The sequence below is a fragment of the Sorangium sp. So ce327 genome, from assembly GCF_051530205.1.
GTDB lineage: Bacteria > Myxococcota_A > Polyangia > Polyangiales > Polyangiaceae > Sorangium > Sorangium cellulosum_B.
The window spans coordinates 1,790,567-1,815,777 of the sequence record NZ_CP150330.1 but is presented as its reverse complement, the minus strand read 5'-3'; the positions used below and the strand labels follow the sequence as shown (position 1 = coordinate 1,815,777).

Annotated in this window: 29 protein-coding genes; 17 read left to right on the top strand and 12 right to left on the bottom strand. The window is 70.6% G+C overall.

Features of this window, described 5'->3' with window-relative positions; translation table 11 throughout:
- The first annotated feature begins 22 nt into the window (after positions 1-22).
- The 4 genes from modA (at position 23) to WME95_RS06745 (ending at position 2,811) form a co-directional block, all read left to right on the top strand.
- On the top strand, positions 23-853 hold the full coding sequence (gene modA / locus WME95_RS06760; RefSeq protein ID WP_437907598.1) for a molybdate ABC transporter substrate-binding protein: 831 nt from the start codon (positions 23-25) through the stop codon (positions 851-853).
- Positions 850-1,665: an ABC transporter permease gene (locus WME95_RS06755; protein ID WP_437907597.1), complete on the top strand. Its 816-nt coding sequence runs from the start codon at positions 850-852 to the stop codon at positions 1,663-1,665. Before modA ends, WME95_RS06755 begins: the two co-directional genes overlap by 4 nt.
- Complete coding sequence (locus tag WME95_RS06750) at positions 1,665-2,441, top strand: ABC transporter ATP-binding protein (RefSeq protein ID WP_437907596.1); 777 nt, start codon at positions 1,665-1,667, stop codon at positions 2,439-2,441. Before WME95_RS06755 ends, WME95_RS06750 begins: the two co-directional genes overlap by 1 nt.
- 139 nt (positions 2,442-2,580) lie before the next feature.
- Positions 2,581-2,811 (top strand): hypothetical protein, encoded by a 231-nt coding sequence (locus WME95_RS06745; RefSeq protein WP_437550225.1) that lies wholly within the window; start codon positions 2,581-2,583, stop codon positions 2,809-2,811.
- A gap of 311 nt (positions 2,812-3,122) precedes the next feature.
- Here the strand turns inward: WME95_RS06745 and WME95_RS06740 are convergent, their stop codons facing one another.
- The 5 genes from WME95_RS06740 to WME95_RS06720 form a co-directional block, all read right to left on the bottom strand.
- Complete coding sequence (locus WME95_RS06740) at positions 3,123-3,614, bottom strand: Fur family transcriptional regulator (protein WP_437907595.1); 492 nt, start codon at positions 3,612-3,614, stop codon at positions 3,123-3,125.
- A gap of 102 nt (positions 3,615-3,716) precedes the next feature.
- Positions 3,717-4,211 carry a DUF3368 domain-containing protein gene (locus tag WME95_RS06735; RefSeq protein WP_437907594.1) on the bottom strand — a complete coding sequence of 165 codons (495 nt, stop codon included), beginning with the start codon at positions 4,209-4,211 and terminating at the stop codon, positions 3,717-3,719.
- Positions 4,208-4,462: a UPF0175 family protein gene (locus tag WME95_RS06730; protein WP_437298218.1), complete on the bottom strand. Its 255-nt coding sequence runs from the start codon at positions 4,460-4,462 to the stop codon at positions 4,208-4,210. Before WME95_RS06730 ends, WME95_RS06735 begins: the two co-directional genes overlap by 4 nt.
- Positions 4,463-4,590: 128 nt before the next feature.
- Complete coding sequence (locus tag WME95_RS06725; RefSeq protein WP_437907593.1) at positions 4,591-4,950, bottom strand: ArsR/SmtB family transcription factor; 360 nt, start codon at positions 4,948-4,950, stop codon at positions 4,591-4,593.
- A complete protein-coding gene (locus tag WME95_RS06720; RefSeq protein WP_437907592.1) occupies positions 4,934-5,452 on the bottom strand; it encodes an SRPBCC family protein in 519 nt (172 codons plus the stop codon). Before WME95_RS06720 ends, WME95_RS06725 begins: the two co-directional genes overlap by 17 nt.
- Before the next feature lie 108 nt (positions 5,453-5,560).
- Between WME95_RS06720 and WME95_RS06715 the strand changes: the two genes are divergently transcribed.
- The 3 genes from WME95_RS06715 (at position 5,561) to WME95_RS06705 (ending at position 7,201) form a co-directional block, all read left to right on the top strand.
- Entirely contained in the window at positions 5,561-5,890 is a 330-nt protein-coding gene (locus WME95_RS06715; RefSeq protein WP_437744628.1) for an ArsR/SmtB family transcription factor, read from the top strand.
- Positions 5,891-5,900: 10 nt separating this feature from the next.
- Positions 5,901-6,410 (top strand): SRPBCC family protein, encoded by a 510-nt coding sequence (locus WME95_RS06710; RefSeq protein WP_437907591.1) that lies wholly within the window; start codon positions 5,901-5,903, stop codon positions 6,408-6,410.
- Positions 6,411-6,532: 122 nt separating this feature from the next.
- Complete coding sequence (locus WME95_RS06705) at positions 6,533-7,201, top strand: glutathione S-transferase family protein (protein WP_437907590.1); 669 nt, start codon at positions 6,533-6,535, stop codon at positions 7,199-7,201.
- 121 nt (positions 7,202-7,322) lie between these two features.
- Here the strand turns inward: WME95_RS06705 and WME95_RS06700 are convergent, their stop codons facing one another.
- Complete coding sequence (locus tag WME95_RS06700; RefSeq protein ID WP_437907589.1) at positions 7,323-8,180, bottom strand: ketopantoate reductase family protein; 858 nt, start codon at positions 8,178-8,180, stop codon at positions 7,323-7,325.
- An 85-nt stretch (positions 8,181-8,265) separates the two neighbouring features.
- Between WME95_RS06700 and WME95_RS06695 the strand changes: the two genes are divergently transcribed.
- The 3 genes from WME95_RS06695 to WME95_RS06685 all read left to right on the top strand — a co-directional run bounded on the left by WME95_RS06695 (position 8,266) and on the right by WME95_RS06685 (position 10,706).
- Positions 8,266-9,132 (top strand): LysR family transcriptional regulator, encoded by an 867-nt coding sequence (locus WME95_RS06695; RefSeq protein ID WP_437907588.1) that lies wholly within the window; start codon positions 8,266-8,268, stop codon positions 9,130-9,132.
- A gap of 184 nt (positions 9,133-9,316) precedes the next feature.
- Positions 9,317-9,982, top strand: a complete 666-nt coding sequence (locus tag WME95_RS06690) for a TetR/AcrR family transcriptional regulator (protein ID WP_437907587.1) — start codon at positions 9,317-9,319, stop codon at positions 9,980-9,982.
- Positions 9,983-10,091: 109 nt separating this feature from the next.
- A complete protein-coding gene (locus WME95_RS06685; protein ID WP_437907586.1) occupies positions 10,092-10,706 on the top strand; it encodes a DNA-3-methyladenine glycosylase I in 615 nt (204 codons plus the stop codon).
- A 56-nt stretch (positions 10,707-10,762) separates the two neighbouring features.
- Here WME95_RS06685 and WME95_RS06680 read toward each other — a convergent pair whose 3' ends face one another.
- The 5 genes from WME95_RS06680 to WME95_RS06660 all read right to left on the bottom strand — a co-directional run bounded on the left by WME95_RS06680 (position 10,763) and on the right by WME95_RS06660 (position 16,245).
- Positions 10,763-13,057, bottom strand: a complete 2,295-nt coding sequence (locus tag WME95_RS06680; RefSeq protein ID WP_437907585.1) for a hypothetical protein — start codon at positions 13,055-13,057, stop codon at positions 10,763-10,765.
- Between the two features lie 184 nt (positions 13,058-13,241).
- Complete coding sequence (locus tag WME95_RS06675) at positions 13,242-13,817, bottom strand: GNAT family N-acetyltransferase (RefSeq protein WP_437907584.1); 576 nt, start codon at positions 13,815-13,817, stop codon at positions 13,242-13,244.
- On the bottom strand, positions 13,814-14,155 hold the full coding sequence (locus tag WME95_RS06670; RefSeq protein WP_437907583.1) for a hypothetical protein: 342 nt from the start codon (positions 14,153-14,155) through the stop codon (positions 13,814-13,816). Before WME95_RS06670 ends, WME95_RS06675 begins: the two co-directional genes overlap by 4 nt.
- 147 nt (positions 14,156-14,302) lie before the next feature.
- Entirely contained in the window at positions 14,303-15,709 is a 1,407-nt protein-coding gene (locus tag WME95_RS06665; protein ID WP_437550192.1) for an MFS transporter, read from the bottom strand.
- Positions 15,706-16,245 (bottom strand): hypothetical protein, encoded by a 540-nt coding sequence (locus WME95_RS06660; RefSeq protein WP_437907582.1) that lies wholly within the window; start codon positions 16,243-16,245, stop codon positions 15,706-15,708. The genes WME95_RS06665 and WME95_RS06660 overlap by 4 nt, the downstream gene beginning before the upstream one ends.
- A gap of 149 nt (positions 16,246-16,394) precedes the next feature.
- Here WME95_RS06660 and WME95_RS06655 point away from each other — a divergent pair, with 149 nt between their 5' ends.
- Positions 16,395-17,354 carry a LysR family transcriptional regulator gene (locus WME95_RS06655; protein ID WP_437907581.1) on the top strand — a complete coding sequence of 320 codons (960 nt, stop codon included), beginning with the start codon at positions 16,395-16,397 and terminating at the stop codon, positions 17,352-17,354.
- A 34-nt stretch (positions 17,355-17,388) separates the two neighbouring features.
- Here the strand turns inward: WME95_RS06655 and WME95_RS06650 are convergent, their stop codons facing one another.
- Positions 17,389-18,453, bottom strand: a complete 1,065-nt coding sequence (locus WME95_RS06650) for an NAD(P)-dependent alcohol dehydrogenase (RefSeq protein WP_437907580.1) — start codon at positions 18,451-18,453, stop codon at positions 17,389-17,391.
- Between the two features lie 460 nt (positions 18,454-18,913).
- Here WME95_RS06650 and WME95_RS06645 point away from each other — a divergent pair, with 460 nt between their 5' ends.
- The 6 genes from WME95_RS06645 (at position 18,914) to WME95_RS06620 (ending at position 25,134) form a co-directional block, all read left to right on the top strand.
- A complete protein-coding gene (locus WME95_RS06645; RefSeq protein WP_437907579.1) occupies positions 18,914-19,066 on the top strand; it encodes a YetF domain-containing protein in 153 nt (50 codons plus the stop codon).
- Positions 19,067-19,546: 480 nt separating this feature from the next.
- Positions 19,547-19,789: a BrxE family protein gene (locus WME95_RS06640; RefSeq protein ID WP_437907578.1), complete on the top strand. Its 243-nt coding sequence runs from the start codon at positions 19,547-19,549 to the stop codon at positions 19,787-19,789.
- A complete protein-coding gene (locus WME95_RS06635) occupies positions 19,786-21,216 on the top strand; it encodes an ATP-binding protein (protein ID WP_437907577.1) in 1,431 nt (476 codons plus the stop codon). Before WME95_RS06640 ends, WME95_RS06635 begins: the two co-directional genes overlap by 4 nt.
- Positions 21,217-21,240: 24 nt before the next feature.
- Positions 21,241-22,134 (top strand): hypothetical protein, encoded by an 894-nt coding sequence (locus WME95_RS06630; RefSeq protein WP_437907576.1) that lies wholly within the window; start codon positions 21,241-21,243, stop codon positions 22,132-22,134.
- Between the two features lie 391 nt (positions 22,135-22,525).
- A complete protein-coding gene (locus tag WME95_RS06625) occupies positions 22,526-23,971 on the top strand; it encodes a sigma factor-like helix-turn-helix DNA-binding protein (protein WP_437907575.1) in 1,446 nt (481 codons plus the stop codon).
- An 83-nt stretch (positions 23,972-24,054) separates the two neighbouring features.
- The gene (locus WME95_RS06620; RefSeq protein WP_437907574.1) at positions 24,055-25,134 is read left to right on the top strand and encodes a hypothetical protein; all 1,080 of its coding nucleotides are present in this window, start codon (positions 24,055-24,057) and stop codon (positions 25,132-25,134) included.
- The last annotated feature ends 77 nt before the right edge of the window (positions 25,135-25,211 follow it).

The window sequence follows — 25,211 nt, the reverse complement described above, 5'->3', positions numbered from 1 at the left end:
ACGGAACAGAGGAGTCTCCCGGATGAATTGCCCCCGACGACAGCTGGTGCGCGGCCTCCCCCTCCTGATCCTCGCGGCGTGCCTCGCCGTCCTCGGCGGCTGCGAGCGCCCTTCGCCGGCGTCCGCCCAGCGGGAGGACAGGCTCGTCGTCTTCGCCGCCGCCTCCCTCCGGGACGTGTTCACCGCGCTGGGAGAGGATTTCAAGCGCTCTTATCCGGGCGTCGAGGTCACGTTCAACTTCGCCGGCACGCAGGAGCTCCGCACGCAGCTCGAGCACGGCGCCGCGGCCGACGTGTTCGCCTCGGCGGATCAGCGCCACATGGACGAGCTCGTGAAATCCCAGCGCGCCGCGGGCCCCGTCGTCTTCGCGCGCAACGAGCCCGTCCTCGTCGTCGCGAGCGAGAGCGCCGCGACCGTCCGGGGGCTCGCCGACCTCCCCGCCGCGACCCGCATCGTCATCGGCACCCCCGAGGTCCCGATCGGCCGCTACACGCTGCAGATCCTCGATCGCGCGTCGGCCTCCCTGGGCGCGGATTTCCGCGCGCGCGTGGAGTCCAAGGTCGCCTCGCGCGAGCCCAACGCGCGGCAGGTGCTCGCCAAGGTGCGCCTCGGGGAAGCACAGGCGGGCGTGGTCTACAGGACGGACGCGCTGGCGGCGCAGGACGGCGTGGTCGTCGTGGCGATCCCGCCCGAGGTCAACGTCCTCGCCGAGTACCCGATCGCCGTCGTGTCCGGCGCCCCGCACCCCGGGCTCGCGCGCGCGTGGGTCGACCTCGTGACGTCGGAGGCCGGCCGGACGGCGCTGTGGCGCGCCGGCTTCCTTGTGCCTTCCGGCGGGGGCGCGCCCAGGTGAGCGGACGTCTCCGCGCGGAGCGGGTCGCCCTGGCCGCGGTCGGCGCGGTCCTCGTGGCCTTCCTGGCCGTCCCGATCCTGGCCTTGTTCGCGACGGCCACCGCGGGGGACGCCGCGCAGGGGCTCCGCCACCCCCTCGTGTGGCCCGCGCTGCGCCTGAGCCTCCTGACGACCTCCGCGAGCCTCGCCGTCGTGGTCGTCCTGGGGACGCCGCTCGCCTGGACGCTGGCGCGCTCGCGCGGGCGGCTCTCGCGCGCGGTCGAGGCGGTGGTGCAGCTGCCCATCGTCATCCCGCCCGCGGTCGCGGGCGTCGCGCTGCTGCTCGCGTTCGGCCGCCGCGGGCTCCTCGCCGGGTGGCTCTACCCCGCGGGGTGGTCCGTCTCGTTCACGACGGCGGCGGTCGTCGTCGCCGAGGTGTTCGTCTCGGCGCCGTTCTTCGTGCAGGCGGCGACCAGCGCGTTCCGGAGGGTCGACGCGCGGCTGCTCGTGGTGGCGCGGACCTTCGGCGCGTCGCCGCTCCGGGTGTTCTTCCGCGTGGCGCTGCCGCTCTCGGCCCCTGGGCTCGCCGCGGGGGCCGCGATGAGCTGGGCCCGCTCCCTCGGCGAGTTCGGCGCGACGCTCATGTTCGCCGGCAACCTGGAGGGGCGGACGCAGACGCTGCCGCTCGCCATCTACACGGCGCTCGAGTCGGACCTGCGCGCCGCGCAGGCGCTGTCGATGGTCCTTGTCGTCGTGGCATTCGCGCTGCTCCTGTTCGTGCGGGCCGTGCTGCGGCGCTCCACCGAGGCCGAGCGCCTCGAGGCGGCGCCGTGATGGCGGCGGAGCGCCTCCGCGCCCGCGTGACCGCGCGCGTCGGGCGCCTGCGCATCGAGGCCGAGCTCGACACCGGCGGCGGGTCGCTCGTCCTGGTGGGGCCGAACGGCGCCGGGAAGACGACGTTGCTCTCGCTCCTCCTGGGCGTCTTCCCCGTGGAGCGAGGGCGCGTGGAGGTCGGCGAGGCGGTGCTCCTCGACACGGCGGCCGGGATCGACGTGCCCGTCGAGCAGCGCGGGATCGGCTATGTGCCCCAGGACTACGCGCTGTTTCCGCACCTCAGCGTCCGTGAGAACGTCGCGTTCGCGGTGCGGAGCGATCCCGCGCGGCGGGGGCGCGCGGCCGGCGCCGAGGTCGTCGACGCCATGCTCGACGACCTCGGCATCGCCGCGCACGCCCACCGGCGGACGCAGGCGCTCTCCGGCGGCGAGAAGCAGCGCGTGGCGCTCGCGCGCGCGCTCTCGGTGAGCCCGCGGGCGCTGCTCCTCGACGAGCCGCTCGCCGCGCTCGACGTCCACTCGCGCCGCGAGGTCCGGGCGTTCCTCTCGGACTACCTGCGGACGCTCGCCATCCCCACCGTCGTCGTCACGCACGACGCGACGGACGCGCGGCTCCTGGGAGATCGCATCGCCGTCCTAGAGGCAGGGCGCGTGACGCAGGCCGGCACCTGGGAGGAGCTCTCCGCCCGACCGGCGTCGCCCTTCGTGGAGGAGTTCGTCGCCTCGGCGCGCAGCGCCGGCGACGCGCCGCCCTCCCGGAGCGCGGATTCAGCCTGAAAATTCAGCGGTGAGCAGCGAAACCATCTGTCACGGCCGGATCTCCGGTCGCGAGGGCATTCGTCCGTCAGTCGCCACCCAGCGCGATCATGTTGAAAATGAGAATCATTCGCGTTACGGTCTCGCTCGGGAGGTCGACTTGTCAAACTCGAAGGACTGTCGTCACGAAACCCTCGCGTACAACGGCGTCGCGCACGTCCAGCGGTGCCTGGACTGCGGGGGTATCTCGATTCACCTCGGCCCCGTCTCCGTCCGGCTCGACGATTCCAGCCTGGAGGCGCTGTGGGCCGTGCTCGGAGAGGCCGCCGCGGAGCTCCACGCGCGGAGGACGACCGAGGTGATGAACGTGGTGAGGCGAGGTGTCGCGTGAGGGCCCGGGCGCTCGCGCGCGCGGCCTCGACGGCTCTTCCGCTGGACGGGCCCTGGGGGACGTTCGGCGGGCGGGTCCGGGAGCTCGCGTGCGCGGCCATGGGGCGCCTTGGCCCGTGGGTCGCCGTGGCCGGCTGCGCGGCGATGTTCGGCTTCGTCGGCGCGTTCGTCGCCCTGAGCGCCGGCTGGATCGCGTGGCCTGGCTACCTGACGGCGGTGTCCGGGTCGCTGCTCATGTACGCCGCCTGCCTCGCGGTCGGGCACGCCGGTGATCCCGTCGCGCAGCGGCGCCGGCAGGGCGCCTCTCGCGCGTCAGCCCTCGACGCCGCCAGCGCTGCAGTCCTTGCAGATCCCGAGCAGCTCGTGGACGTGGCCCGTCAAGCGGAAGCCGAATCTCTCCGCGACATCGCGCTGAAGAACCTCGATCGCCTCGAACTCGAACTCCACGACCTTGCCGCAGCGTGTGCAGATCAGATGGTCGTGATGTTCACGCTCGAACGCTCGCTCGTACCGCGCGCCGTCGCCCTTCGACACGAGCGTCATCTGGAGGAGCCCCGCTTCCACCAGGAGGGGTAGGACCCGGTAGACCGTGGCGGGGTGGGCATCGATGACGCCGCTCTCGCGGAGCTCCTTCAGCAGGTCGTCGACCGAGAAGTGCCCTCGCCTGAGGAGCGCCGCGCGCGCGATGGAGTCGCGGACCGACGACCCCTTCAGGCCGCGCTGCCGCACCGCGCGCCGCAGCCGCTCCAGCGCCCGCTCGAGGCCGGCCTCGTCGAGCGCGGGCGGCTGGGTCACATGGCGCACGCGGGGAACTATACGAACCGTTCGCAAGATGGTCAACGCTGGCCCAGCACCTGGGCGGGTGCGCGGCATCCTGCGCTGGAGCTCGCCTGTCCGGCGCCGCCGTCAGTCCGCCTCTCCTGCTCTCTCCAGCACCGCACGCCAGACGGGTGCGGCCAGGCGAAACCCGAATGTCTGCAGGCGCTCCAGCTCCGGACGGACCAGGTCGAGAAGCCCGCGCTCCTTCGCGACCACAAGGACGCCAGCCGTTCCGGTGATGTGCAAGCCCAGGGATGCCGCAACAGTTCGCGCGTATCCGTCGTCCAGAAGGACCAGCGACCCAGGGAGCGACCGCGAGAGCGCTATTCCCTCGGTTTCCCCGGCGCCAAGCCCGTCGATCCCCTGGAGCGCATGAGCGGGGGGCGAGCGCAGCTCGATCCAGTCCAGGGTGGTCACGTCGGGCAGATCCCTGCCCAGGCGAAGCCCTACGTTGAGCTCTGCGACGACGGCGGGTGGGACGAGCAAGCGGCGATAGAGCTGTTGCAGAAGCTCGAGGCGGCCGAGGCGGTGAAGGTAGCTCAGCGGCCCCGTATCGCTGATCACCGCGACCGGAAGCGTCATCTCGCCGCCGTCTTGGCAACATCCACATCGGCCGGGTCGAACGCCGCCGTCGGGATGCCGATCTCCGCGAGCCGGGCGGCGAAGCGAAAACGCTCCACGCATGCGATTTCGGCGGCCTTGGCCAGCGACACCCGGCCTTCCTCGTAGAGGCGGATCGCGGCGGCGAAGGCGATCTCGGACGCCAGCCGTTCGGCCGGCACCTGCAGCGCTGCGCAGAGGTCGTCGGGAACCGTCAGGGCGACGATGGTCATGCTTCTGAGTATCGCGCGAAGTGCCCCGGTGTCGAGGTCGGCTCGGGGGGCCACAGCCGGCGTCCGCGTTGCGATTCTGGGCGGTGCTCGACTGCCTCGCCCGAATGCTTGCGCTACAAGCCGCTCTCCTAGCGCTTTTCCCGTTCACGCGTCGACGACGGCGGCTCCTCGACCATCCGGCGCAGCCGCTCGAGCGCGCGATCCCAGCCTGCGGAGATGCCGTCGAGGAACACGCGGGCTTCCTCGATCCGCCGCGGCTCGAGCGCGTAGAGGACCTCGCGCCCGCGCCGCTCGTGCGTCACGAGACCCGCGCCCTCGAGCACCCGGAGGTGCTTCACGATGGCCTGTCGCGTCACCTTCGCTCCGTCGGAGAGCGCGGTCGCCGACAGCGCCCCTCCGGCCCCGAGCCGGGACACCACCGACAGCCGCGTCCCGTCGCCGAGGGCGAAGAAGACGTCAGCGACCGCCGGTTCACACGCTTTCGACATACTTCGCGATGTTCTCGGCCTGAGCGGCCCATCCCCCCTCGTTCATGCGGAACGCGCGCTCGCGCCGATGCGCTGGCACACGGTCGAAGCCGGACTCCACGATGGTGAGCAGGGTGCCTTCAGCGACCCCCTCGAGGCGGAACTCGACGAGCGTCGTCGGCTCGTTGTCCGGGTCGGCCTCGGCGTCGATGCCATACGGGATCCAGCGAAAGCTGAAGTACCGCTCCGGCTCGATGCGCTCCACCGTGCAGAACACCGCGCCCTTCTCGGGGAGCTTCACCTTCGAAGGCCGGAGACCGCGGCTCTTCTGGTAGTCCATGATGGCGGCTTCGTTGAGCCCCTCATCGAAGATGCCAGTGAGCGTCTTGCCCGCGACGAACTCGCCCACGAGCTCGATCCCGAACCAGCGCCCGAACTCCCGGGCGTCGGCGATCGCCCGCCACACGCGTGACACGGGCGCGCGCAGCGTGACCCGCTTCTCGATCCTGTCCGTCGATGCCATGTGCAACCTCCTGGATGCACATTACCGAGCCGCGCAACGAAGTGCAACCATTTGATTGCACATCGCCCTTCGCTTGACTTCCGACTGTCGATCCACAACCATATGGTTGTGGATTCGCTGAGCACGACCCTGGCCGCCCTGAGCGACGCCACCCGGCGCGCGATCCTCGTGCGGCTCAAGACGGGGCCTGCGTCGGTGCACGAGCTGGCGCAGCCGTTTCAGATCTCGCAACAGGCCATCTCCAAGCACCTGGCAACCCTGGAACGAGCGGGTCTGATCGAGAAGCGGCGCGACGGGCGGCAGCACGTTTGCCAGCTCAATCCCGCGCCGATGCGGGAGGTGGCGAGCTGGGTCGAGCAGTACCGGCAGCACTGGGACGAGGCGTTCGGCCGCCTGGACGACCTCCTGCACGAGCTGCATCCGCCAAAGAAAGGGTGATCACGTCACGATGCAATTCTCTCAAACCCCTCATGAGCCCACGGTCCTCATCGAGCGCACGTTCGATTTTCCGCGCGACGCGGTGTTCGATGCGTGGACGAACCCCGACCTGCTGGCGCGCTGGTTCGCGCCGCGGGGGTGCACCATCCGCTTCGCGCGGATCGACGTCCGGCCGGGAGGGGGCTTCCACTCGTGCATCCACAACCCGCAGTTCGGCGATTGCTGGACCGTCGGTGTCTACCGCGAGGTCGTGCGGCCGGAGCGGCTCGCGTTCACCATGCGGATCGCTGACGCGAACGGGAATCCCGTCTCCTCCGAGAGCCAGGGGCACGATCGGGACTGGCCCGAGGAGACGCTCGTGTCGATCACCTTCACCGAGCGAAACGGGCGGACGCTCGTGAGGCTCGAGCAGAACGTGAGCGAGGCGCTCGCTCGCCGGACCGGCGCGCACCCGAGCTGGCTCCAGATGCTGGACGCGCTCGGCGAGGAGCTGGCGAGGGGCACGCAGAGGCCTGGCTGAACATCGATCCGGCTGATTTTGCGAGAATCTCGGGCGCTTCGATGGAACGCGCGACGGTCTCGCCGACCATGACCACTTGCAGACACGAACCGCTCGCCGACACGCGAAGCAGCAAGGCCACCATGACGACACCGATCCTCTACGCCCACCCCTTCTCGTCCTACTCCCAGAAGGCCTTCATCGCCTTCCATGAAAAGGACGTCCCTTTCGAGCTGCGCCTGCTGGAGCCTTCCAACCCGCAGGCCGGCGTCGAGCTGGCGGCGCTCTGGCCGCTCGGCAAGTTCCCCGTGCTCCGGGTCGGTGATCTCGCCCTGTGGGAGGCGACCATCGTTGTCGAGTGGCTCGACCAGACGCATCCGGGGCCTGCCCGCCTGATCCCGTCCGATCCGGCCGCCGCGCTCCAGGTGCGGATGTTCGACCGCATCTTCGACAACTACGTCATGAATAGGATGCAGGTCATCGTGAACAACCGCATCCGCGAGATGCAGTCCAACCCGCGCGACGAGTACGGGGAGGTCCAGGCCCGCGCCGCCCTGGACAAGGTCTACGCCTGGCTCGACGGCGAGCTCGCCGGCCGCACCTGGGCGACGGGCGACGCCTTCACCCTCGCCGACTGCGCCGCCGCCCCGTCGCTGTTCTACGCCGACTGGGTCCACCCCTTCGACGACCGCCCGAACCTGCGCGCCTACTACCGCCGCCTGCGCGAGCGCCCGTCCGTCGATCGCGCCGTGGAGGGCGGCCGACCCTATCGCCACTACTTCCCCGGCGGCGCGCCAACCGATCGCGACTAGCTCCAGAGCGCTGGCGCAATGCGCTGATGCAGATCTCCGGGCCAACCTGCAAGACGCACCCGCGTCCTCGCAGGCTTCGGGCTCGCTGCGCCTGCGCACGCCGGGACGTGGCCGGACACCGCTACGGGCGGATCGCCAGCAGCTCGGCGGCCTGATTCGGCACCGCGGTCGCCATCATGTCGATGAGCATCCGGGGCTCCGCGGCGCCGAGCGCGCCGAGCTTACGGAGCTCCTGGGTGCGGCTCATGAGCCACAACAGGCTGGTCGTGAGCGTGCGCGGCAGACGGCTGAGCAGCGCCACCACGGTGGGCTCGATGGGGTGGCCCAGGCCGCGCACGATGTGAAACCCCTGGGCGAGCGCGGCGGCGTAGCGGCGCGCCTCACGCCATGTGATGCCGGTGTTCCGGTGCGCCACGACGACGCCGATCGACATGAGGGGGATCACCATGGCGGCGTGCGAGCGCAACCATGCGTGCATATCGGCGCTGGTCACGGTCGGGATCCCTGCAGCGCCGAACACCTTCGCCCAGGCCGCATCCCCCACGGTGGTGCCGGGCAGGATGCGCCTCCGCAGCTTGCCGTCGATGAGATGCGCCAGCACGCCGCCGGGGAAGCCGAACGAGAAGCGCTCGGCGCCCACCGCGTCCCGCAGTCGATCCAGCGGCTCGAAGGTGTTGAACATGAACATGATGTGTTTCGCGGCGCTCTGTCGCAGCACGGGTAAGACGCTGTCGACCTGAGGCGCCAGCACCGTCACGAGCACGAGATCGTACGGGACGCTCGGGTCGAGCGTGCCGGCGACGGCCACAGCTGCGCGAGCACCATCGGTCATAACAATGGCGCGGTCTTCCCGCAGGCGCTCCAGCCGCGCGCCGCGCGCGACGGCCGTGACCTCGTGGCCGGCTTTCGCCAGCTGGTAAGCGAATGTACTGCCGATGGCTCCTGTACCAAGCACTGCCATTTTCATGGGAGACAGCATAACCGGCGCCGCACGACGGAGGTTTTGCGCTGGGACAAAACGGTTTTGCGTGGACGAAGATCCGCCGAGATGGCAGGGTCGTCCCATGGACTGGGACGATTGTCGTGTGCTGCTCGAGGTCCACCGCCGCGGGAGCTTCCTCGCGGCCGGGCAGCGCCTCGGCATGTCGGCCTCCACGGTCATGCGGCGCGTCTCGACGCTCGAGCGCGCGCTCGGGCGCTCCGTCGTCCACCGGACGAGCCACGGGGTGCGGCTCGAACGCGAGGCCCTCGCGCTCGTGAACATCGCCGCCGGGTTCGAGCAAGCGCTCGGGGCGCACGATCGTGAACGAGCCGGCACCGTGCGCCTCTCGGTGCCGGAAGGGTTTGGCGCCGTGGCGGCCCAGGCGGCGCGGCGATGCTGGGAGCAGGACCGGACGACCATCGTCGAGGTGTCGGTCGAGTCGCGGCTCGTCGATCTGGCGGAGCGCGAAGCCGACATCGGGCTCCGCGGGGGTCGTTCGGCCTCGAACGTGCTCATCGAGAAGCGCGTCGGCGAGGTCAGGCCGGCTCTGTACGCGAGCGCCGCTTACCTGGCAGCGCATCTGCCCGGACGCCTGCTCACGCGAGACGACTACACAGCCCAACGCTTCATCGTCGATGAGCGGATCACCCAGGGACTCGGCCCCTTCCACTGGCTCGTGGAGCGCGGCGCGCAGAACTTCCCGCTTCGTTCAAACGCCGTGGAGACGCGGCTCGAGGCAGCGCGAGCGGGCATGGGCATCGTGGTGTACGGGGCCGGCGTTGATCTTCCGGGGTTGGAGCCCGTCGCGCTCGACGCCGCGGGTCCGTCGGTCCCGTTCTACGTCGTGATGCATCGAGAGCTGCGCCAGGTGCCGCGCATGCGCGCGATGGCGAGGGCGCTCGGCGAGCTGTTCGCGGAGTACACGGCCACGGCCACCGCTCGCGGATGACAGCGGGCCCTCGCGCCGCTCCAGCGTGCCGATCGGCGCGACGGCGGGATCGTGCTGCAGGCGCCGCCGGTCCGTGCCCGAGTCGTGGCAGGGCGGGCGCAGCGACGCTTGACAGCCTAGGACGATCGTCCTACTAGATGGACTCTCCGCGGCTGCGACAGCGGCCGTCCGGCGAGGCGAGGCTGTGAGCAACCCGACGACGCGCGCTCAGATCGTTCAAGCGGCCGATGGTCTCTTCTATCGACGGGGCTACGAGCACACATCCTTCGCCGATATCGCGGAGGCCGTCGGCATCTCGCGCGGCAACTTCTATTACCACTTCAAGACGAAGGACGAGATCCTGGATGCGGTGATCGACGAGCGCCTCGCCAATACGCAGCAGATGCTCGATCGGTGGGAGATCGAGGGGAGCAGCCCCGCGGACCGCATACGTAGCTTCATCGGGATCTTGATCGCGAACCGCGCCAGCATCAAACGCTTCGGTTGCCCCGTCGGCACCCTGTGCGCCGAGCTCGCAAAGCTGGACCACCCTTCCCGGCCGGGAGCCAACCGGCTGTTCACGCTCTTCCGGACGTGGCTGAGCCGGCAGTTCGTGCTGCTCGGCCGGGCGGACGACGCCGATGAGCTCGCGATGCACCTCCTGGCCCGGAGCCAGGGGGTGGCCACGCTGGCGAGCGCCTTCCACGACGAGGCCTTCATCGCGCAGGAAGTGGAGCAGATGCACGCGTGGTTGCTGTCGCTGACGACCAGCGCCGCCCCGCCTGGCCCCGACATTCGGTCAGAGCGGGGTCTCCAGACGACGCAACGCAAGACGACACGTGGCCGCCCCCGCGGCCGACGTGAGCCGTAACCCCAGGAGCATGCGCCGTGTTTCTTGTCCTTCTCAAGTTCTCCGATAACAAGGGTCAAGCCAGCCTGCACATGGACGAGCGGCTCGGGTTCCTGCGAGGCGACGCGCCATGAGCGCCGCGACGATCGTGGGGCCCGACGGTCGAGCGCGTTGCCGCTGGTCCGGCGCGGCGCCGGAGTTCATCGACTATCACGATCGCGAGTGGGGGTTTCCTGTCAGCGACGACCGCCGGCTGTTCGAGAAGCTGAGCCTCGAGGGCTTCCAGTCCGGGTTGAGCTGGCGCACCGTGCTCGCCAAGCGTGAGAGCTTCCGCGCGGTGTTCCACGGCTTCGACTTCGATAAGGTCGCTCGCTTCACCGGGCGAGACGTCGAGCGGCTCCTCGGGGATGCGCGGATCATCCGCCACCGCGGCAAGATCGAGGCGGTCATTCACAACGCGCGATGCGCCAGAGAGCTCGTCGAGCGCGAGGGCTCGCTGGCGGCGTTCGTCTGGGGCTACGAGCCCCAAGCGGAGCGGCTCGCGCTCCCGCAGACCGTATCGACATCACCGGAGTCGGTCGCCCTCTCGAAGGACCTGAAGAAGCTCGGCTGGAAGTTCGTCGGCCCCACGACGGTGTACGCGTTCATGCAGGCGATGGGGCTGCTGAACGATCACGTCGAGGGCTGCGTCATCCGAGGAGAGGTCGAGCGCTCGCGTGAGCGATTCAAGCGTCCCCGGCGCTGACACCTGCCTGCGTCGTTCCGGCGCTTCGTGGCACCGGCGGCGAGACAAGCGCCGCCTCACGTGAGGCCGGCGCCGAAAGCGCCGAGCGCGTTCGCGAAGGTCGTGCCTGTCGGGGCGGCGGGCAGCGCGGAAGGCGGCGGGCCCTCGAGCTCGAAAAAAGCGGGCATCGGCAGCGGCTGCGCCGCCGCGCCGCGGCCCAGGCACCACCGCTCGTAATGCGTGAACGTGATGAAGAAGCGGTGCTGGTCGACCACCCAGATGATGCGCCAGAAGGAGCTCACCTCCTCGGCGAGCGCGGCGTTCTCGTCGCAAAGGTCCACGATCTCGGGGACCGACCTGAGCGAGACCTCGAGGCAGATGTGCCGCCCGCCGCCGAGCGGGAGCTCGCGGGTGTGGTCGGAGAAGAAGTCGTACCAGACGAGCTGCCCCGACAGCAGACGATCGAGCGTGGCTTTCACCCAGGGGTTCGATTTGATGATCGTTGCGACGTTGACGGCGTTTCCCTGGAGCTTGCCGCTCTTCAGCCAGTCGTCGACGACGTAGGCCCCGAAGGTGCATGAAGGATGGTGAAGGAAGCCGACCGGGCTGGGAGAGAGGACCTGCGCGCCGCGGGCCTCGCAGATCATGTCGACCGAGATCTCGAGGAGCGCGGGCCGGCGCTCTCCCTTGACCATCCGGTAGAGCCGCAGCTTGCCGCGCGCGACGTCGCGGAAGATCGCGGCCCAGGCTCGCTGGTAACGCCGCTGGTTGGCGTACGTCGCGTCGAGCAGGAGGGCGCACGGCACGTTGCTGGTGCTCGCGAACCCCTTCTTCTGCGTGTCGCCCCATTCGAACTGATTGCCGCCGAGCCGCTTGGCGTCCCATGCCAGCCCGTCAAGACCGTAGTACTCGACGTCGGGCGGCACGCTGTTCGCGCCGCACACGGTACGGTCGTACTTGTTCTTGATGTCGGCGGGGGCGCCGAACACCTTGGGGTGCGTGCGGGCCGCGTGCGCGGCCGCCAGCGCCTCCTCCATGGTCTGTTGCAGGCTCTGGCCAAGGCCGAGGACGTTCATGATGATCTGCTCGACCTTGGGGTTCGCCGGAAGCTTGCTCCGGAGCTCGAGGAGGGTGGCGAGGTCGATGGCGCCTCTCTTCAGCAGGCAACTCGACACGATCTTCTTCGCGAGCTCCTGGGTCTCCACCAGCGACGGATCCTTGGGAGGCTCCAGCGCCTCGAGCTTCCCGATGTGGCCGGAGAGGTCCTGCGGCGTGAAGATGACGGACCAGATCTTCTCGGATCCCCTGAGGTGCGGCGCGAGCTGCGGCAGGTAGACCCAGAGGTTGCGCTTCGCGGCTCCCCAGAGATCCTCCCGCCGCCCCGGCGGGATCGGCGGCGGCAGCCCGAGATCCTCTCTCAACCCCGCATCCAGCGCGCGGGCCAGGCCGGCCGCGTCGGCCTGCAGGCGGAAGAGCTCGTCCACGAACGCTGGCGACAGCGCCGTGGGCGCCTTCAGCGGCGTCTGCCCGATGTTGCTCAGCGACTGTTGCCCGTAGACCACACCGATGCAGAGCTCGCAGACCGAATCGATGGCCAGCAGGCGCTCGAGCAGGTCCTCGACGCCGCAGCTCCGATGAAGGTGCGCTTCGTTGAGCTCGAGGCAGAGCCCCGCCAGCAAGCCGGTCAGCAGCAGCACGAAGTCCCGGACGTTCGACGAGGGCTGGCTCATCGGGTCTTTTCCGAAGTGGGTCCAGCACGGGCTATCGATCAGGCACCCGGCGTGCGCGAGGTCGAATTTCAGGGTGTGCGCGAGGAGCGGCTTCGGAAATGCGTCGGTCCTGTCGTGCGCGAGCAGGAGATCGAGGATCTCCTTGCGCGCATTCGTGATCTTCGAGCCGGCGAGCTCGGCGCAGACCGTCTGGCCGTCGGCCCGCGCGAGCAGGGCGCAGGCGTGCTCGACGAAGGCGGCCTGCCGTGGCGACATGTAGAAGTCGATGGCGGACGCGAAATCCCAGATGCCCTCGTTCCCCAGCATCCAGGGGGTATAAGCGCAGGGGAGATAGAGATCGGCGCCATCGATCGCATTCTCGACAGCCTGGATGTCGCCTGTCTGGATGGCCGCCAGGAGGAGGAGCGTGTCGCCGGCGGCGGGCGGTCCGAGATCGTTGAACTCCCGCTGCGCCTTGTTCGCGGCGTCGTCGTTCTCGACCTCCTTCTCCTTCTCGGTGACGGAACAAGTCGTCTCCGGACCCCTCTTGCTCGGGACCAGGCGCAGCACCTCGTCGGTCGAGGTCTCGAGCGCGGACTGCTCGTCGGTCACGAACCGCCACCGGTAGTAGCGCGTGCGCAGACGGAGGGCGTCGAGCAGCATCAGCTCGTCGATGGAGTCGGGCCAGCTCGAAGGTCTCGACTGCAGGAAGAGCTCGAGGTCCAGGAGGCCGAGCTCGGTGACGGTCGGCGGCCGGAAGCGCCCCTGCTTCCTTGCCCGCTTCTTTGACCTGTACCGCGTGGCGGGGAGGGACGGTTCTCTCTCTTCCATCTTCGTGCCCCCGCGCTCAGAGCGCCCGGCCGTAGGCGAGCAGCGGTGACGCGCCGCCGGGCGCCTCCTCCGCGTCGCTCCGTGACATGCGCTCGAAGCCCAGCGCCTCGGCCAGGCGGCGCGAGCGCAGGTTGCCGGGCGCGATGAACGTCGTCACCGAGCCGAGCCCGCGGGCCCGCGCCTCGCCGAGCAGCGCCGAGACGGCGGCGCGTCCGATCCCGCGGCCCCAGAACGGCTCGCCCAGCCAGTAGCGGATCTCCGCCGTGCGCCGGTGGCGATCGATGGCGCAGAGATCGCAGCCTCCCGCGACCGCAGGCGCGCCCCCGGGCGCCGCGGCCTGCGCAGCCGCCTGCGCGACCCCCCGCGCGACGACGATGGCGAAGCTCGCCCGCGTCCCCTCGCGCTCGTGGTGGCGCAGCGCCACCACCTCGCGCTCGACGTGCCGGGGCGGCAGCGGGTGCGGCAGCCGCAGCGGGCCCGCCACGGCCGGGCCGGCGAGCAGCGCCTGCATGGCGGCGGCGTGCTCGAACCCGAGCGGCTCGAGGCCGACATCGGACCGCGGCCCGGCCGCGGCGCGGAGGGCCGCGCTCACCCGAGCTCCCCGTGCGCCCGCGCCTTCAGCCGCGCAACGCGATCCCCCATCGGCAGCCGCTCGTCCGCGAGGATCGCCCGCGCCCAGGTCCGCTCGACCTCGAACCCCGCCCCGAGCGCGAGGTCGATCATGACGAAGCGGCCCACGTCGCGATCGTCGTCGATCCCGAGGGCGCGCGCGCGATCGACGGCGGCGCGCACGCGCTCGAGGCGCGCCGGCGCCGGGAGCGCCGCCGCCTCCGCCCAGTGGCGCGCCGCGATCGCCGCCAGCTGCTCCGCGAGCCGATCGTCCGCCGGTCTCGCCAGAGCAAGCCATTGCGCCCGACGGATCCTCAGCATTGCGCAAAATTGGATACGCGCGTGCCCGAGGTGGGTCAAGGCGCCAGCCGGCGCCCCGCGCCAGCCGGCGCCCCTCCTTCTCGCCCGCGGCGCTCTCTGCTCGAAGAGCTCGGACACAGCGGCTCTCAGTTGCCCATCCGCCCACCATCATGGCTCGCGGTGCGAGCCGGCGCGCAGCGCGCTGACGATCCCGGCGCTCAGCGTCAGCACGGCGCCGATACCGAGGCCGATGCGCGGCGCGGCATCGACTGGCATGAGCGTGAACAGCAAGGTCATGACGACAGCGCCCGCCGTCTGGCCGGCCAGCCGCGCGGTGCCCTGCATGCCGCCCGCGGCGGCGCTCCGCGCGCGCGGCGCCGCGAGGAGCATGTTGCGGTTGTTCGGCACCTGGAACAGGCCAAAGCCCGCGCCGCACAGCGCCACGAACGGCACCAGCGAAAGCGCGCTGCCGTGCGCCGGCGACAGCGCGAGCGCAGCGAGCCCCAGCGCGAGACACCCCGCGCCCGTCGCGCACAGCCAGGCCGTCGAGATGCGGTCGGCGAGGCGGCCCGCGACGGGCGCCAGGAGGGCCACGCTCAGCGGCCAGGGCGTGATCAGCAGCCCGGTGCTCAGGGCCTCCTGGCCAAAGCCGTGCCGCAGATGGAAGGGCAGCGCGACAAGCGCCGAGGCCTGTCCCGCGAAGCACGCGACCGAGGCGATCACCGAGACGCGAAACGAACGGCTGCGCAGCAGGTCGAGCGGCACCAGAGGCGCCTCCTTCGGCAGCTCGCGGCGGAGCAACAGCGTCGCGCTCAGGACGGCCGCGGCGAGCAGGCCGGCCCCGAGCGCCGGCGCCGCCGGCAGCAGCTCCGCGCCCGCGATCAACCCGCCGAAGGCCCCCGCATTCAGCGCCATGCTCGTCGCGTCCAGCGCCCGCGCCGTGCCGGGGACCTCGGGGAGGCCGCGCGAGGCGAGGAGCACCGCCACGCCGAGCGGAAGATTGACGGCGAACAGCCAGGGCCAGCTGGCGCTCGAGAGCAGCACGGCGCCGACCGTGGGCGCTGCGGCCGAGGACAGCGCCACGGCGAGCGCGTTCCAGCCGATGGCGGCCGCCAGCTGCGCCTGCGGAACCACGAAGCGCAGCAGCGCCACGCCGAGCGCCATCACGGCGGCGCCCCCGAGCCCCTGCAAAAAGCGCGCAGCGACAAGCCAGTGAAGCGATGGCGCCAGCGCGCACAGCGCCGACGCGCCCGTGAACAGCCCGACGCCCGCCGTGAACACGGCGCGATAGCCCAGGCTCTCGCCCAGCGCGGCGCACGGCAGCAGGGCCATCACCAGCCCGAGCTGGTAGGCGCTGACGACGCGCACCGACGCGGCGGGCGTCACCTGGAGCGCGTGCGCCAGCGCAGGCAGCGCCACGTTGGCGATGCCCGCGGAGAGCACCACCAGCACCATGGCCGCGAGCACGCACGCAATCGCCTCCGCGCGCGCCGGGCCCTGCACACCGGAAGCCGCCTGATCGGGCGCCTCGCTCGGCAGGGGCGCGCCCGCGATCGAGGTGCGCAGCGCCATCATGTTCCCACCGTCCAGACGCCGTTGCGCTCGACATAGCGGGTCACGCGCCGCGCGACCTGATCCTCCTGTCTGAGATCGCGCTCGGTGAAACGGAACAGCAGCGCCGGGCCGGCGACGCAGCGCGTGTCGTGGATGTCTCCCGGCAAGAACAGCTGCGCCTGCCCGGCGCGCAGCAGCGTCTCGTCACGCTTGACCAGCTGGACGCCGGCCCCGGTCTCGACGCGAGCGTAGGTCGACATCGCGATCTCTCCGCGCTGCAGGGCGTAGATCACCCAGCTGCGACCGTGGTCGTGCGGCGGGCGGTAGAGCCCGGCCTGCTCGGTGTGGGCCTGCAGCACGAAGCCGTGCTCCGCATCCCGGTAGAGCTCCCTGGACGCGGGCGCCTCCTCGTGCAGCGCCGCGAGCCAGGGCTCGGAGGCGTGCGCCTTCGCCAGCTGTTCCAGGTGAGCGCGACAGCTGGCGACAAGGTCGCTGCTGAGCGGTCCCCAGCTGGCGCGGGTGCGATGGACGAACAGGTCAAGGGCGTTCTCGGTCATGGGTGGCCTCCGGCTGGGCTCGAATCGACGTGATCCGCGCTTCGACGTTGAAGCTAGAGCGCCGGCACGGATTGCGGAACGCGCAACGATCGCAATCTATATGTGCATCCGACGCCATAGTTCACCCCGACCTCTGGTAGCCTGCTGGCATGTCGCTGCCTGACCTGAACCTGCTCGTGACGCTCGACGTGCTGCTCACGGAAGGCAGCGTCACCGGCGCGGCCCGGCGCCTGCGCCTGAGCCCCTCGGCGATGAGCCGGGCGCTCGCGCGCCTGCGGGAGACCCTTGGCGACCCGCTGCTGGTGCGCGCTGGACGCGGCCTGGTGCCGACCCCGCGCGCGCTCGAGCTGCGCGAGCGCGTGAGCCACCTGGTGCAGGGCGCCGAGGCCGTCCTGCGGCCGGCCGAGAAGCTCGACCTGAAGCGCCTTGTGCGGACCTTCACGCTGCGCACCAGCGAGGGCTTCGTCGAGAGCTTCGGTCCAGCCCTGATCGAGCGCACCGGCGCCCAGGCGCCAGGCGTCCGGCTGCGCTTCGTGGCCAAGCCCGACAAGGACAGCGCGCCGCTGCGCGCGGGCGCCGTCGATCTCGAGACGGGCGTCGTCGACGGAGACACCAGCCCCGAGCTGCGCACCCAGGCGCTGTTCCACGACCGCTTCATCGGTGTCGTGCGCAGCGACCACCCCCTCGGCCGCGCGAAGATCACGCCCGCGCGCTACGCCGCCGGACGCCACGTCGTGTTCTCACGGCGCGGCGTGGCCAAGGGGCGCATCGACGAGAGCCTGGCCGCGCTCGGTCTGGCGCGCGAGGTGGTGACCATCGTCGGCGGGTTCGCCACGGCGATCGCGCTGGCGCGCGCGACCGACCTGATCGCCACCGTTCCGGATCACCACACAAGGAGCCTGCGCGACGGCCTGTTCAGCTTCGCGCTGCCCTTCGCTGCGCCGGAGATCACCGTCTCGTTGCTGTGGCACCCGAGGCTGGACGCGGACCCCGCTCACCGCTGGTTGCGCGACAGCGTGCGGGAGGTCGTGGCAGGCGGGGAAGAGACGGCGGCGCGAAACGGGCGTGCCGGGCAGCGCCGCGAGCCACGGAAGAGGCGAAGGGGCTAGCGCCGCCCCTCAGCTTTGACGATGACCTGGGGCTTTACCCCTGTGGCCCGGCGGCCAGGCTGGCGGTGTCGATGACGAAGCGATACTTGACGTCGCTTTTGAGCATCCGCTCGTACGCCTGTTCGATCTGCTGGATCCGGATCACCTCGATGTCGGCGACGATCCCCTTCTCCGCGCAGAAATCGAGCATCTCCTGCGTCTCGGCGATGCCGCCGATCGTCGACCCCGCGATCGTCCTGCGCTTGAGCACGAGGTTGAAGACGTTGGGCGACGGGTGGGCGTCCTTCGGCACGCCCACGAGCACCAGGGCGCCGTCCCGCCTGAGCAGCCTCGTGAAGGCGTCGAGGTCATGGCTCACCGCGACCGTGTCCAAGATCAGGTCGAAGCTCTCGGCGTGGCGGTCCATCTCGTTCGCGTTGCGCGACACAACGACCTCGTCCGCGCCGAGGGCCTTGGCGTCTTGCCGCTTCGACTCCGACGTCGTGAACGCGACCGTGTGCGCGCCCATCGCGTGGGCGAGCTTGACGCCCATGTGGCCGAGCCCGCCGATGCCCACCACGCCGATCTTCTTGCCGGGCCCGGCCTTCCAGTGCCGGAGCGGCGAATAGGTGGTGATGCCGGCGCAGAGCAGCGGGGCCACGGCCGCCAGCTGATCCTCGCGATGGGTGATCTTCACCACGTACCTGTCGTTGACGACGATCCGCTGGGAGTAGCCGCCCAGCGTGTGCCCGGGGGCGTCCGGGGTCGGAGAGTTGTAGGTGAGCGTCATGCCCCTCTCGCAGTACTGCTCGAGGTGATCGGCGCAGGACGCGCAGCGCCCGCAGCTGTCGACCATGCAGCCGACGCCGACCAGCTCGCCCTTCTCGAAGCGAGATACCTGGGCCCCCACAGCGGACACCCGTCCCACGATCTCGTGCCCAGGGACACACGGATAGAGCGTGCCCGCCCATTCACCTCGGACGGTGTGCAAGTCCGAGTGGCAGACACCGCAGTAGGCGATGTCGATCTGCACGTCGTGGTCGCCCGGGGCGCGACGAAAGATGTCGAGCGCCTCCAGCGGCTTGTCGGCGGCATGGGCACCAAAGGCTTTCACGGTCATCTTTTACTCCTGGAAGAGCTTGCGCTCCTGGAAGAGGGAGGGCAGGCCCGCCTCGCTCGTCGGCTGCCGGGCCACGTGCAGCACGCAGCACTATCATGCGCTCGGCGTCGGCGGTGAACCAGCGCGCCGAACGGGCAGAAACACGAGCAAATACGCAAATTTAGCAGAAAGCGCACCGAGCGCCCCCCTCCTCGGCCGCGCGGCACACGGTCTGCAGCGGTCCCCTTCTTGCGAGGGCCCCTCCAGCGCGAACGAAGCAGTACTCCCGTGCCCCGAAGGAGGCGGCCATGCCCAGCAACACCGAGATGAGACACCTGCACCGCTGCGTCGAGCTCGCGGCGCTGGCGCGCTGGTCGGCCGCGAACCTCGCTCCCGACGTCCATCCCGCGCGCTGACGCGCGTGGCCGTACTGGTGGGAGGACGCCCATGGAAGGGAACTTTGGTTTTTCCAAGCGAGAACATGCGCCGGGAGATGGTCACCGAGGAGGAGCTGTTGGCGGCCCTTCGCAGGCAAGGGATCACGGACATCACCACGGTGCGCTCTGCCTGCCTCGAGGCGGACGGGGAGATCAGCGTGGTCAAGAAGCAGGGGGCGCAGGGCGGCGAGCAATGAGCCGGACTGACCGACGGCCCCTTCAGCGAGAACACGTGTGCGTCGTGGGCGAGATCGATGCGCACGCGCAGCGGTTTCCACGGAGCCGGCTGACGTTGCTGCGCGAGCGGCTTCGGTCGAGGGCGGAGGCGCTGCGGGTGACCACGACCGGCGGCACGGCGGGGCACGAGCGGCCGCTGGCGCGGGCGCAGGTGAAGCGCCTGCTCGACTTGCTCCTCCTCGCGCCCGATCTTCAAGACGCCGTCCGTGCGCTCGAAGCCACCGACGGCGCAGAGCCCGATGGCCCAGCGGCCCCTCCGGTCGGTGGCCCGCGCGGGGACGTGGGCCCCGCAGCGGGCGGTGTGCGCGTCCGCCATCCGGCGTCGGTAGGTTCCGAGCCACACCTGTTCTTCTCGACTCTGGTCGGGTCTTGTTGGCAGAGTTCGGCCCGGGTAGCGTGCTCCGGTGCACAGGGGATTCCACGCGACCGGAGCGGAGCCGATGATGACCGGAGCAGCGCTTGATCTCGATCGGCTGCTAAAGTTTCGCCTCCTGGTCGCGCGCTTCGGTGAGATGGACCTCGCCAAGTGGTGGAACACCGAGGGCCAGCTCGGGCGCCTCGGATCCGCCGCCCTGCGGCGCGGCCTCCCGCGCGCGCAAGAGCAGCTCGACGCTGCGCTGGCTGGCCTGCGCGACGAGTGTGCGCGCCTCATCGGGGCGGGCAAGAAGGTGGTGCTCTCGTGACGGCCCGCATCGACCTCGTGGAGCTCGCGAGGCGGGAGAGCGAGCAGACGGAATGGAAAGAGAACGTCGCTGACGTCAACGACGTCGTCGAGACGCTCTCCGCCTTCGCGAACGACCTCCAGAATCTGGGCGGCGGCTACGTGGTGTGCGGTGCGAAGGTGGAGAAGGACGAGAGCGGATTTCCCAAGCTCGTTCGCGCGGGGCTGACCGCGGCACGCTTGAAGGAGGTCGAGAACACGGTCCTGACCCGGTGCAGGGATCGCGTTTCTCCGCCTCTGGCGCCGCTCGTCGAGGAGCTCGAGTCGGATGATCCGCAGCGGCGGATCCTGGTCTTCCTCCAACCTGCCACGGGCTCCGCGCACACGTTTCGCCGAAACAACGAGGGGGCGAAGCACTTCGTGCGGGTGAGCCGCTCCACCATCGAGGCGCGGAACGGGCTCCTCAAGGACCTGCTCGTTCGCAAGGGGGCACTGGAGCCCTGGGATCGGAGGCCGTGCAACGCCGCGACCGTGAACGACATCGACCTGCTCACGCTGAGGGACGCGCTGCAGCGCATGGGGGTCTTCACGTTCGACCGTGGTGTCGAGCCCTACCTGGTCGCCGGGGTCCAGCTGTCGCCGTTCGTGCCGTCGCTGTGCGTGGCCGAGCCGCTCTCCGGCGTGCTGCGTCCGAGGAACTTCGCCGTGTTGCTCTTCGGACGAGAACCCCAGCGCTTCATCCCCGGCGCGTTCTCGATCTTCTCCGCGTACCCGGGGCTCGATCGCACCGATCCCATCGCTCGTCGCTCCGAGATCCCCGGCACGCTGCTCGATCAGGCGCGCCGCCTTCAGGAGCTCCTCGACGCCGAAGCCGTGACGCTGTTCGACAAGACCGACCTCGAGGCGCCGAACGCGGAGAAGTATCCACGGCGAGCTCTCCAGGAGGCGATGGTCAACGCGCTCGCGCATCGAGACTATGAGCTCGTCGATCCTGGCCGCTTCACCTCGTACCGTGATCGCATCGAGCTCGTCTCACCGGGGCCGCTTCCCGTCGGTGTGACGCTGGAGAACCTCCGCACGGGTTCCGTCACGCCCCGCTGGCGAAACCAGGCGCTCGCCTGGTTCCTCTCTCGCCTCCAGCTCGCCCAGGCGGAAGGACAAGGTATCCAGACGATCCGCAGCACGATGGAGGCGACGGGCTGTCCCCCGCCCATCTTCGATGCCACGGAGGTCTCCGTGACGTGCGTCCTGCGGGCCCATCCCCGCTTCGAGTCGGCGAAGCGAGGGAAGACCGTGTCGAGAGGCGGAGCCACGAAGCCCACTGCTTCGAAGAAGACCAAGCCGAAGGCAAAGAAGGTCGCATCGAAGTCGAGACCAGCGGCGAAGCCCAGGGAGACCGGCACGAAGGCGACCCAGAAGAGCAGCAAGAAGAGGGTGCGTCGCGGATAAGCGCTGTCGCGGTAGAATGCGCCAGTGAGCAACGTGCCCAGCATCGCCGACGAGGTCGAGCGGTACCTCCGCACCGGCGAGACCGACCCACACAACGCGGCGTGGCCCGGCGAGTTCATGGAGCGTGCGCACCGCGCCCATGAGGAGCTCCGAGGCGCGCTCGTTCGCGAGGTGCGGCGGCGGGCCGAAGGACTCGCGCACGAATCCCTGCCGCACGCCGACGTCGTCGCGATCGCGCGCGGCAAGGTCGAGCCGATGGTGCGGGGGCTGTTCCCGCGGGTCGAGCAGGACGCGGTGCTCGCGACGCTCGAGAAGTCGGTCGTGTTCGTCACGAGCGCGAACATCGAGCCGCTCTTGCTGGAGCATGGATACGACAGCTCGGCGTGGACGCTCGCCAACCTGTACCTCGCGAGCCTCGACGCGGATCTGCTCGGCGAGGACGCGCCGCGCCTCGTTGGCTTGAGCGAGGGGACGACCTGCTATGTCTCGGCCGAGTACTTCGCGGACGACGATCCGTTCGCCGACTTCATCGTTCACGAGGCCGCGCACATCTTCCACAACTGCAAGCGCGCGACCGTCGGTCTTCGCGAGACGCGGACGAAGGAGTGGCTCCTCGATATCGAGTACCGCAAGCGCGAGACGTTCGCGTACTCGTGCGAGGCCTACGCGTGCATCCTCGCGCGCGCCAAGGGCCCAGCCGAGCGCCGTGCGCTCGCCGCGGAGTATGGTGCGACGGCGCGGCTCTCCGAGGAGCGGGTGGACGCGAGCGAGGTAGCAGACATCGTCGCGGAGGCGGCGAGCGCACGGAACGGCTGGAAGATCATTCTCGCGCGGTGCGCTCCGGCGAGCCGTCCGCCGTCGGCTATCCAGCTGCTACGAGCGTCGTGGGCCGTTGAGGATGCTGCCCGGCGTCGGTGATCGAAACGGGCCCCGGTAGCCATGCATGTCGGCCCGTCGGCCAAGCACGCCTTCTACGTCATCGTCCCCCCACCGCCGTCACGTTCACGGGGAACCAGCGCACGCACGCGCTATCGTGACATCACGACACTAGAGACGCAGGGCGCCGACATCGAACTCCCGGAAGATCGGAGGGTCGGGCAGGTTCGCCACGCGGCGAACGGCAGCTGGAGGCCTCCGGCTGCTGGAGGACCTGCTCCCCTCCCATCGGGCGTTCCACCCGGTCGAAGGGGGTCGTCGCTCGTCCGAGCTGGGATCGCACCGGGTCGAAGGGGGGCCGCATCGGGTCGGAGGGGGCTTCGGCCCGGACCGATTCTGTGACGGCTGCGAGAAACGCCCCGTAATTCTGAGCATGAACCCTTCTCGTCCTCCGGCCGACCCGGTCCAGCACGGCGCCTGGACATCCATGCACACAACCGCCGTTCACGTCCTCCCTGGTATGCTCCGGTTCCTCGGCGTCGCCGAGGACGACCTCGACGACCTGTGCCAGGACGTCCTGCTGGGCGCCTACCGCAGCTTCCCCCGGTACGACCCGATGCGCTCCAGCAGCGCGCGCACCGCGGCCCCGCTGGACTCGCCAGACACCCTGGGCTTCGCCGCAGCGCCCGCGCAGGCCGCCGTCACCGCAGACAGCGCACCGGGTGACACACCTCCTCGCCCGCGCAGCACGCCCGCGGGCATGCCCGATCCATCTCGACCGGAGCGCCTCGGCGAGCACTGGAGGGCGGAGGCTTCGTGGCTCTTCGGGATCGCCTGGCGGCAGGTCCGCCATCACCTGGAGCGCGCCTACCGGCGCCGCGAGGTGCCGGTAGGGCTCGCGGACGCCGCCTGCTTCCAGGAGGCAGACATCGCGGCGAGCAGCGAGCATCACATCGCCGCGAAGGAGCGGCTCGCGCTCGCGATCCGTCTCCTGTCGGAGGTCGCGCCGGAGCGCCGGGCCGTCCTCCTCCTGGCCGACGCGTACGACGTCCCGGTGCGCGAGATCGCGCGCGCCCTTTCGCTCAACGAGCACACCGCCGCGAGCCGGCTGCGCCTCGCGCGCCGGGACTACCGCGCCGCCGAGAAGCGGCTGCGCCCCGAAGAGAGACGGGCGCTCCGGTCCAGCGTCCTCGTGCTCCCGCTGTTCTCGGCGACCTCCTTGCGTTCGCTCCGCGAGACGATCCTGCCCGCGAGCGACCCGGCCGCGCCGAGCGCCGGAGCGCGCGTCGATGAGACACGGTGGCGAACACGCCTCGCGGGCCTCGCGCGCGCGACCCCCCGGGCCCTTCGCCCGGCGCTCGGGTGGGGTGCGGCAGGCGTCGCCGGCGGCGTGCTCCTGGCCGCCTGGCTCGCTCGAGCACCGGTCGACTGGGCGCGCCACCTCGGCCCGGCCGCGATACCGCTCCTCGTCGCGCGGAGCACACATCCGGCCCCGACGCCGGAGCCGCGACCCCGAGGCGTTCTCGGTGAAACGCCGCGCTCTGACGACGCCACGCGCCCTGACGACACCCAGGGCGCCCGAGCGCCCGCGGCAGGGACGAGCGATGGGCCAGGCCAGCGCAAGCCCGCTGGATCGAGGCACGCCCCGGCGCTCCCAGACCAAAGCCAGGATCGGCTGGACGAGGAGCTCGCGCTGCTCGATGCGGCCAGGCAGGCGCTGTTGCACGGCGAGCGTGCCGCCGCCCTGGAGCACATCGATGCGCATACCCAGCGGTTTCCACGGGGCCGGCTGACGTTGCTGCGCGAGCGGCTTCGGTCGAGGGCGGAGGCGCTGCCGGTGACGACGACCGGCGGCACGGCGGGGCACGTGCGGCGATGAGCGCAGAGCCGCCGCATCACGCGCGCGTCGCGTCGCGCGCCCCGCGACGGGGAAAGCGGGCATGGGGCGCAGCGTTCGCTTCGATGGTCGCGGCCCTTGCCGCGCAGGTCGCGGCCGCGCCGGTCCGGGCCGATTCCGGACTGCGCCGGGCGCGCGTGCGCATCGAGCTCACGCGCGGCCCAGGCGCCGAGCGCTGCCCCGACGAGCGGTTCCTGCGCGCGGAGATCGCCCGGCGCATGGGCTTCGACCCCTTCGACGCGGAGGCTCCGTTCACGATGGCAGCGTCGATAGAACAAGGGCAGCGCGAGCTCATCGCGTCGATCTACCTGCGCGATCACCGCGGCGTGGTGATCTGGACCGACGCCTACAGGACCCGCGGCGACTGCAAGTCGCTGGTATCGACGGTGGCCCTGTCGATCGCCGTGCAGCTCGACGATACGGGCGAGCTCCCGCCGCTACAGGCAGCGCCGGCCCCGCAGGGAGAGCCCGCGACGTCGGGGGAAGCGCCGTGCTCACCCGAGCGCCCGTGCATGGGGCAGCCGGCGCCGCCGCCGAGCAAGGCGCCGCCTGCGCGCCGGCCGGGCAAGACGCCGCCCGCGCGCGAGCTGCGATCCGTGCGGGCACCGCCCCCGAGCAGCGCGGGGCAAGCTGCGGCGGAGCGCTTCCGGTGGAGCGTTGGCGCCGGCGCCACGATGGCGCTGGGGCTGACGCCCGGCGTTGCGGTTGGACCGACGTTGGCGGTCACGGGACGCTGGCCGGCATGGTCGGTCGCGCTGGAAGCCCGCGGGCTCTCGTCGCTGTCGACCAACGTGGACGACGTGCGTGTGGCGACATCGGCGCTCACCGCGAACGCTGCCCTGTGCCTTCACCGGCGGGTTCTCTTCGCGTGCGGGGTCGGAGAGCTCGGCGTGCTCCGTGTCGTGCCCGAAGCTCCAAGGATCGCGAGAATGCTGCTGAATCTTCGTGCCGGAATTGGCCTGCGAGCCGGCGTCAGGTGGCCGCTGTCAGAGGGCCTCTCTGGGTACGGAACTGCCGAGGCGGTCCAGCGCACGATCGACGCGTCACTCCTCCGTCGTGGAGGCATCGCCAAATCAGAGCGCGCAATCTGGAGCGCTCCCGCGCTCGGTGCGGCGTTCGGGCTCGGTCTCGAACTGAACCTATGAGAAGGTCCGGCGGCAGAGATCTCCGCCGTCCCCCAAGGTGACAAAAAATGAACAGCGTTTCACGACCGAGGGAATGC

Excerpts from the sequence above, each read along its gene's own strand:
- WME95_RS06720 (WP_437907592.1), bottom strand. The coding sequence starts at position 5,452 with ATGGCATCGACGGACAGGATCGAGAAGCGGGTCACGCTGCGCGCGCCC.
- WME95_RS06640 (WP_437907578.1), top strand. The coding sequence starts at position 19,547 with ATGATGACCGGAGCAGCGCTTGATCTCGATCGGCTGCTAAAGTTTCGC.
- WME95_RS06620 (WP_437907574.1), top strand. The coding sequence starts at position 24,055 with ATGGTCGCGGCCCTTGCCGCGCAGGTCGCGGCCGCGCCGGTCCGGGCC.
- WME95_RS06750 (WP_437907596.1), top strand. The coding sequence starts at position 1,665 with ATGGCGGCGGAGCGCCTCCGCGCCCGCGTGACCGCGCGCGTCGGGCGC.
- WME95_RS06695 (WP_437907588.1), top strand. The coding sequence starts at position 8,266 with ATGGACTGGGACGATTGTCGTGTGCTGCTCGAGGTCCACCGCCGCGGG.
- WME95_RS06645 (WP_437907579.1), top strand. The coding sequence starts at position 18,914 with ATGCGCCGGGAGATGGTCACCGAGGAGGAGCTGTTGGCGGCCCTTCGC.
- WME95_RS06725 (WP_437907593.1), bottom strand. The coding sequence starts at position 4,950 with ATGTCGAAAGCGTGTGAACCGGCGGTCGCTGACGTCTTCTTCGCCCTC.
- WME95_RS06670 (WP_437907583.1), bottom strand. The coding sequence starts at position 14,155 with ATGCTGAGGATCCGTCGGGCGCAATGGCTTGCTCTGGCGAGACCGGCG.
- WME95_RS06700 (WP_437907589.1), bottom strand. The coding sequence starts at position 8,180 with ATGCTGTCTCCCATGAAAATGGCAGTGCTTGGTACAGGAGCCATCGGC.
- WME95_RS06665 (WP_437550192.1), bottom strand. The coding sequence starts at position 15,709 with ATGATGGCGCTGCGCACCTCGATCGCGGGCGCGCCCCTGCCGAGCGAG.
- WME95_RS06730 (WP_437298218.1), bottom strand. The coding sequence starts at position 4,462 with ATGACCATCGTCGCCCTGACGGTTCCCGACGACCTCTGCGCAGCGCTG.
- modA (WP_437907598.1), top strand. The coding sequence starts at position 23 with ATGAATTGCCCCCGACGACAGCTGGTGCGCGGCCTCCCCCTCCTGATC.
- WME95_RS06685 (WP_437907586.1), top strand. The coding sequence starts at position 10,092 with ATGAGCGCCGCGACGATCGTGGGGCCCGACGGTCGAGCGCGTTGCCGC.
- WME95_RS06735 (WP_437907594.1), bottom strand. The coding sequence starts at position 4,211 with ATGACGCTTCCGGTCGCGGTGATCAGCGATACGGGGCCGCTGAGCTAC.
- WME95_RS06655 (WP_437907581.1), top strand. The coding sequence starts at position 16,395 with ATGTCGCTGCCTGACCTGAACCTGCTCGTGACGCTCGACGTGCTGCTC.
- WME95_RS06625 (WP_437907575.1), top strand. The coding sequence starts at position 22,526 with ATGAACCCTTCTCGTCCTCCGGCCGACCCGGTCCAGCACGGCGCCTGG.
- WME95_RS06710 (WP_437907591.1), top strand. The coding sequence starts at position 5,901 with ATGCAATTCTCTCAAACCCCTCATGAGCCCACGGTCCTCATCGAGCGC.
- WME95_RS06705 (WP_437907590.1), top strand. The coding sequence starts at position 6,533 with ATGACGACACCGATCCTCTACGCCCACCCCTTCTCGTCCTACTCCCAG.
- WME95_RS06660 (WP_437907582.1), bottom strand. The coding sequence starts at position 16,245 with ATGACCGAGAACGCCCTTGACCTGTTCGTCCATCGCACCCGCGCCAGC.
- WME95_RS06650 (WP_437907580.1), bottom strand. The coding sequence starts at position 18,453 with ATGACCGTGAAAGCCTTTGGTGCCCATGCCGCCGACAAGCCGCTGGAG.
- WME95_RS06680 (WP_437907585.1), bottom strand. The coding sequence starts at position 13,057 with ATGCTGCTCGACGCCCTCCGTCTGCGCACGCGCTACTACCGGTGGCGG.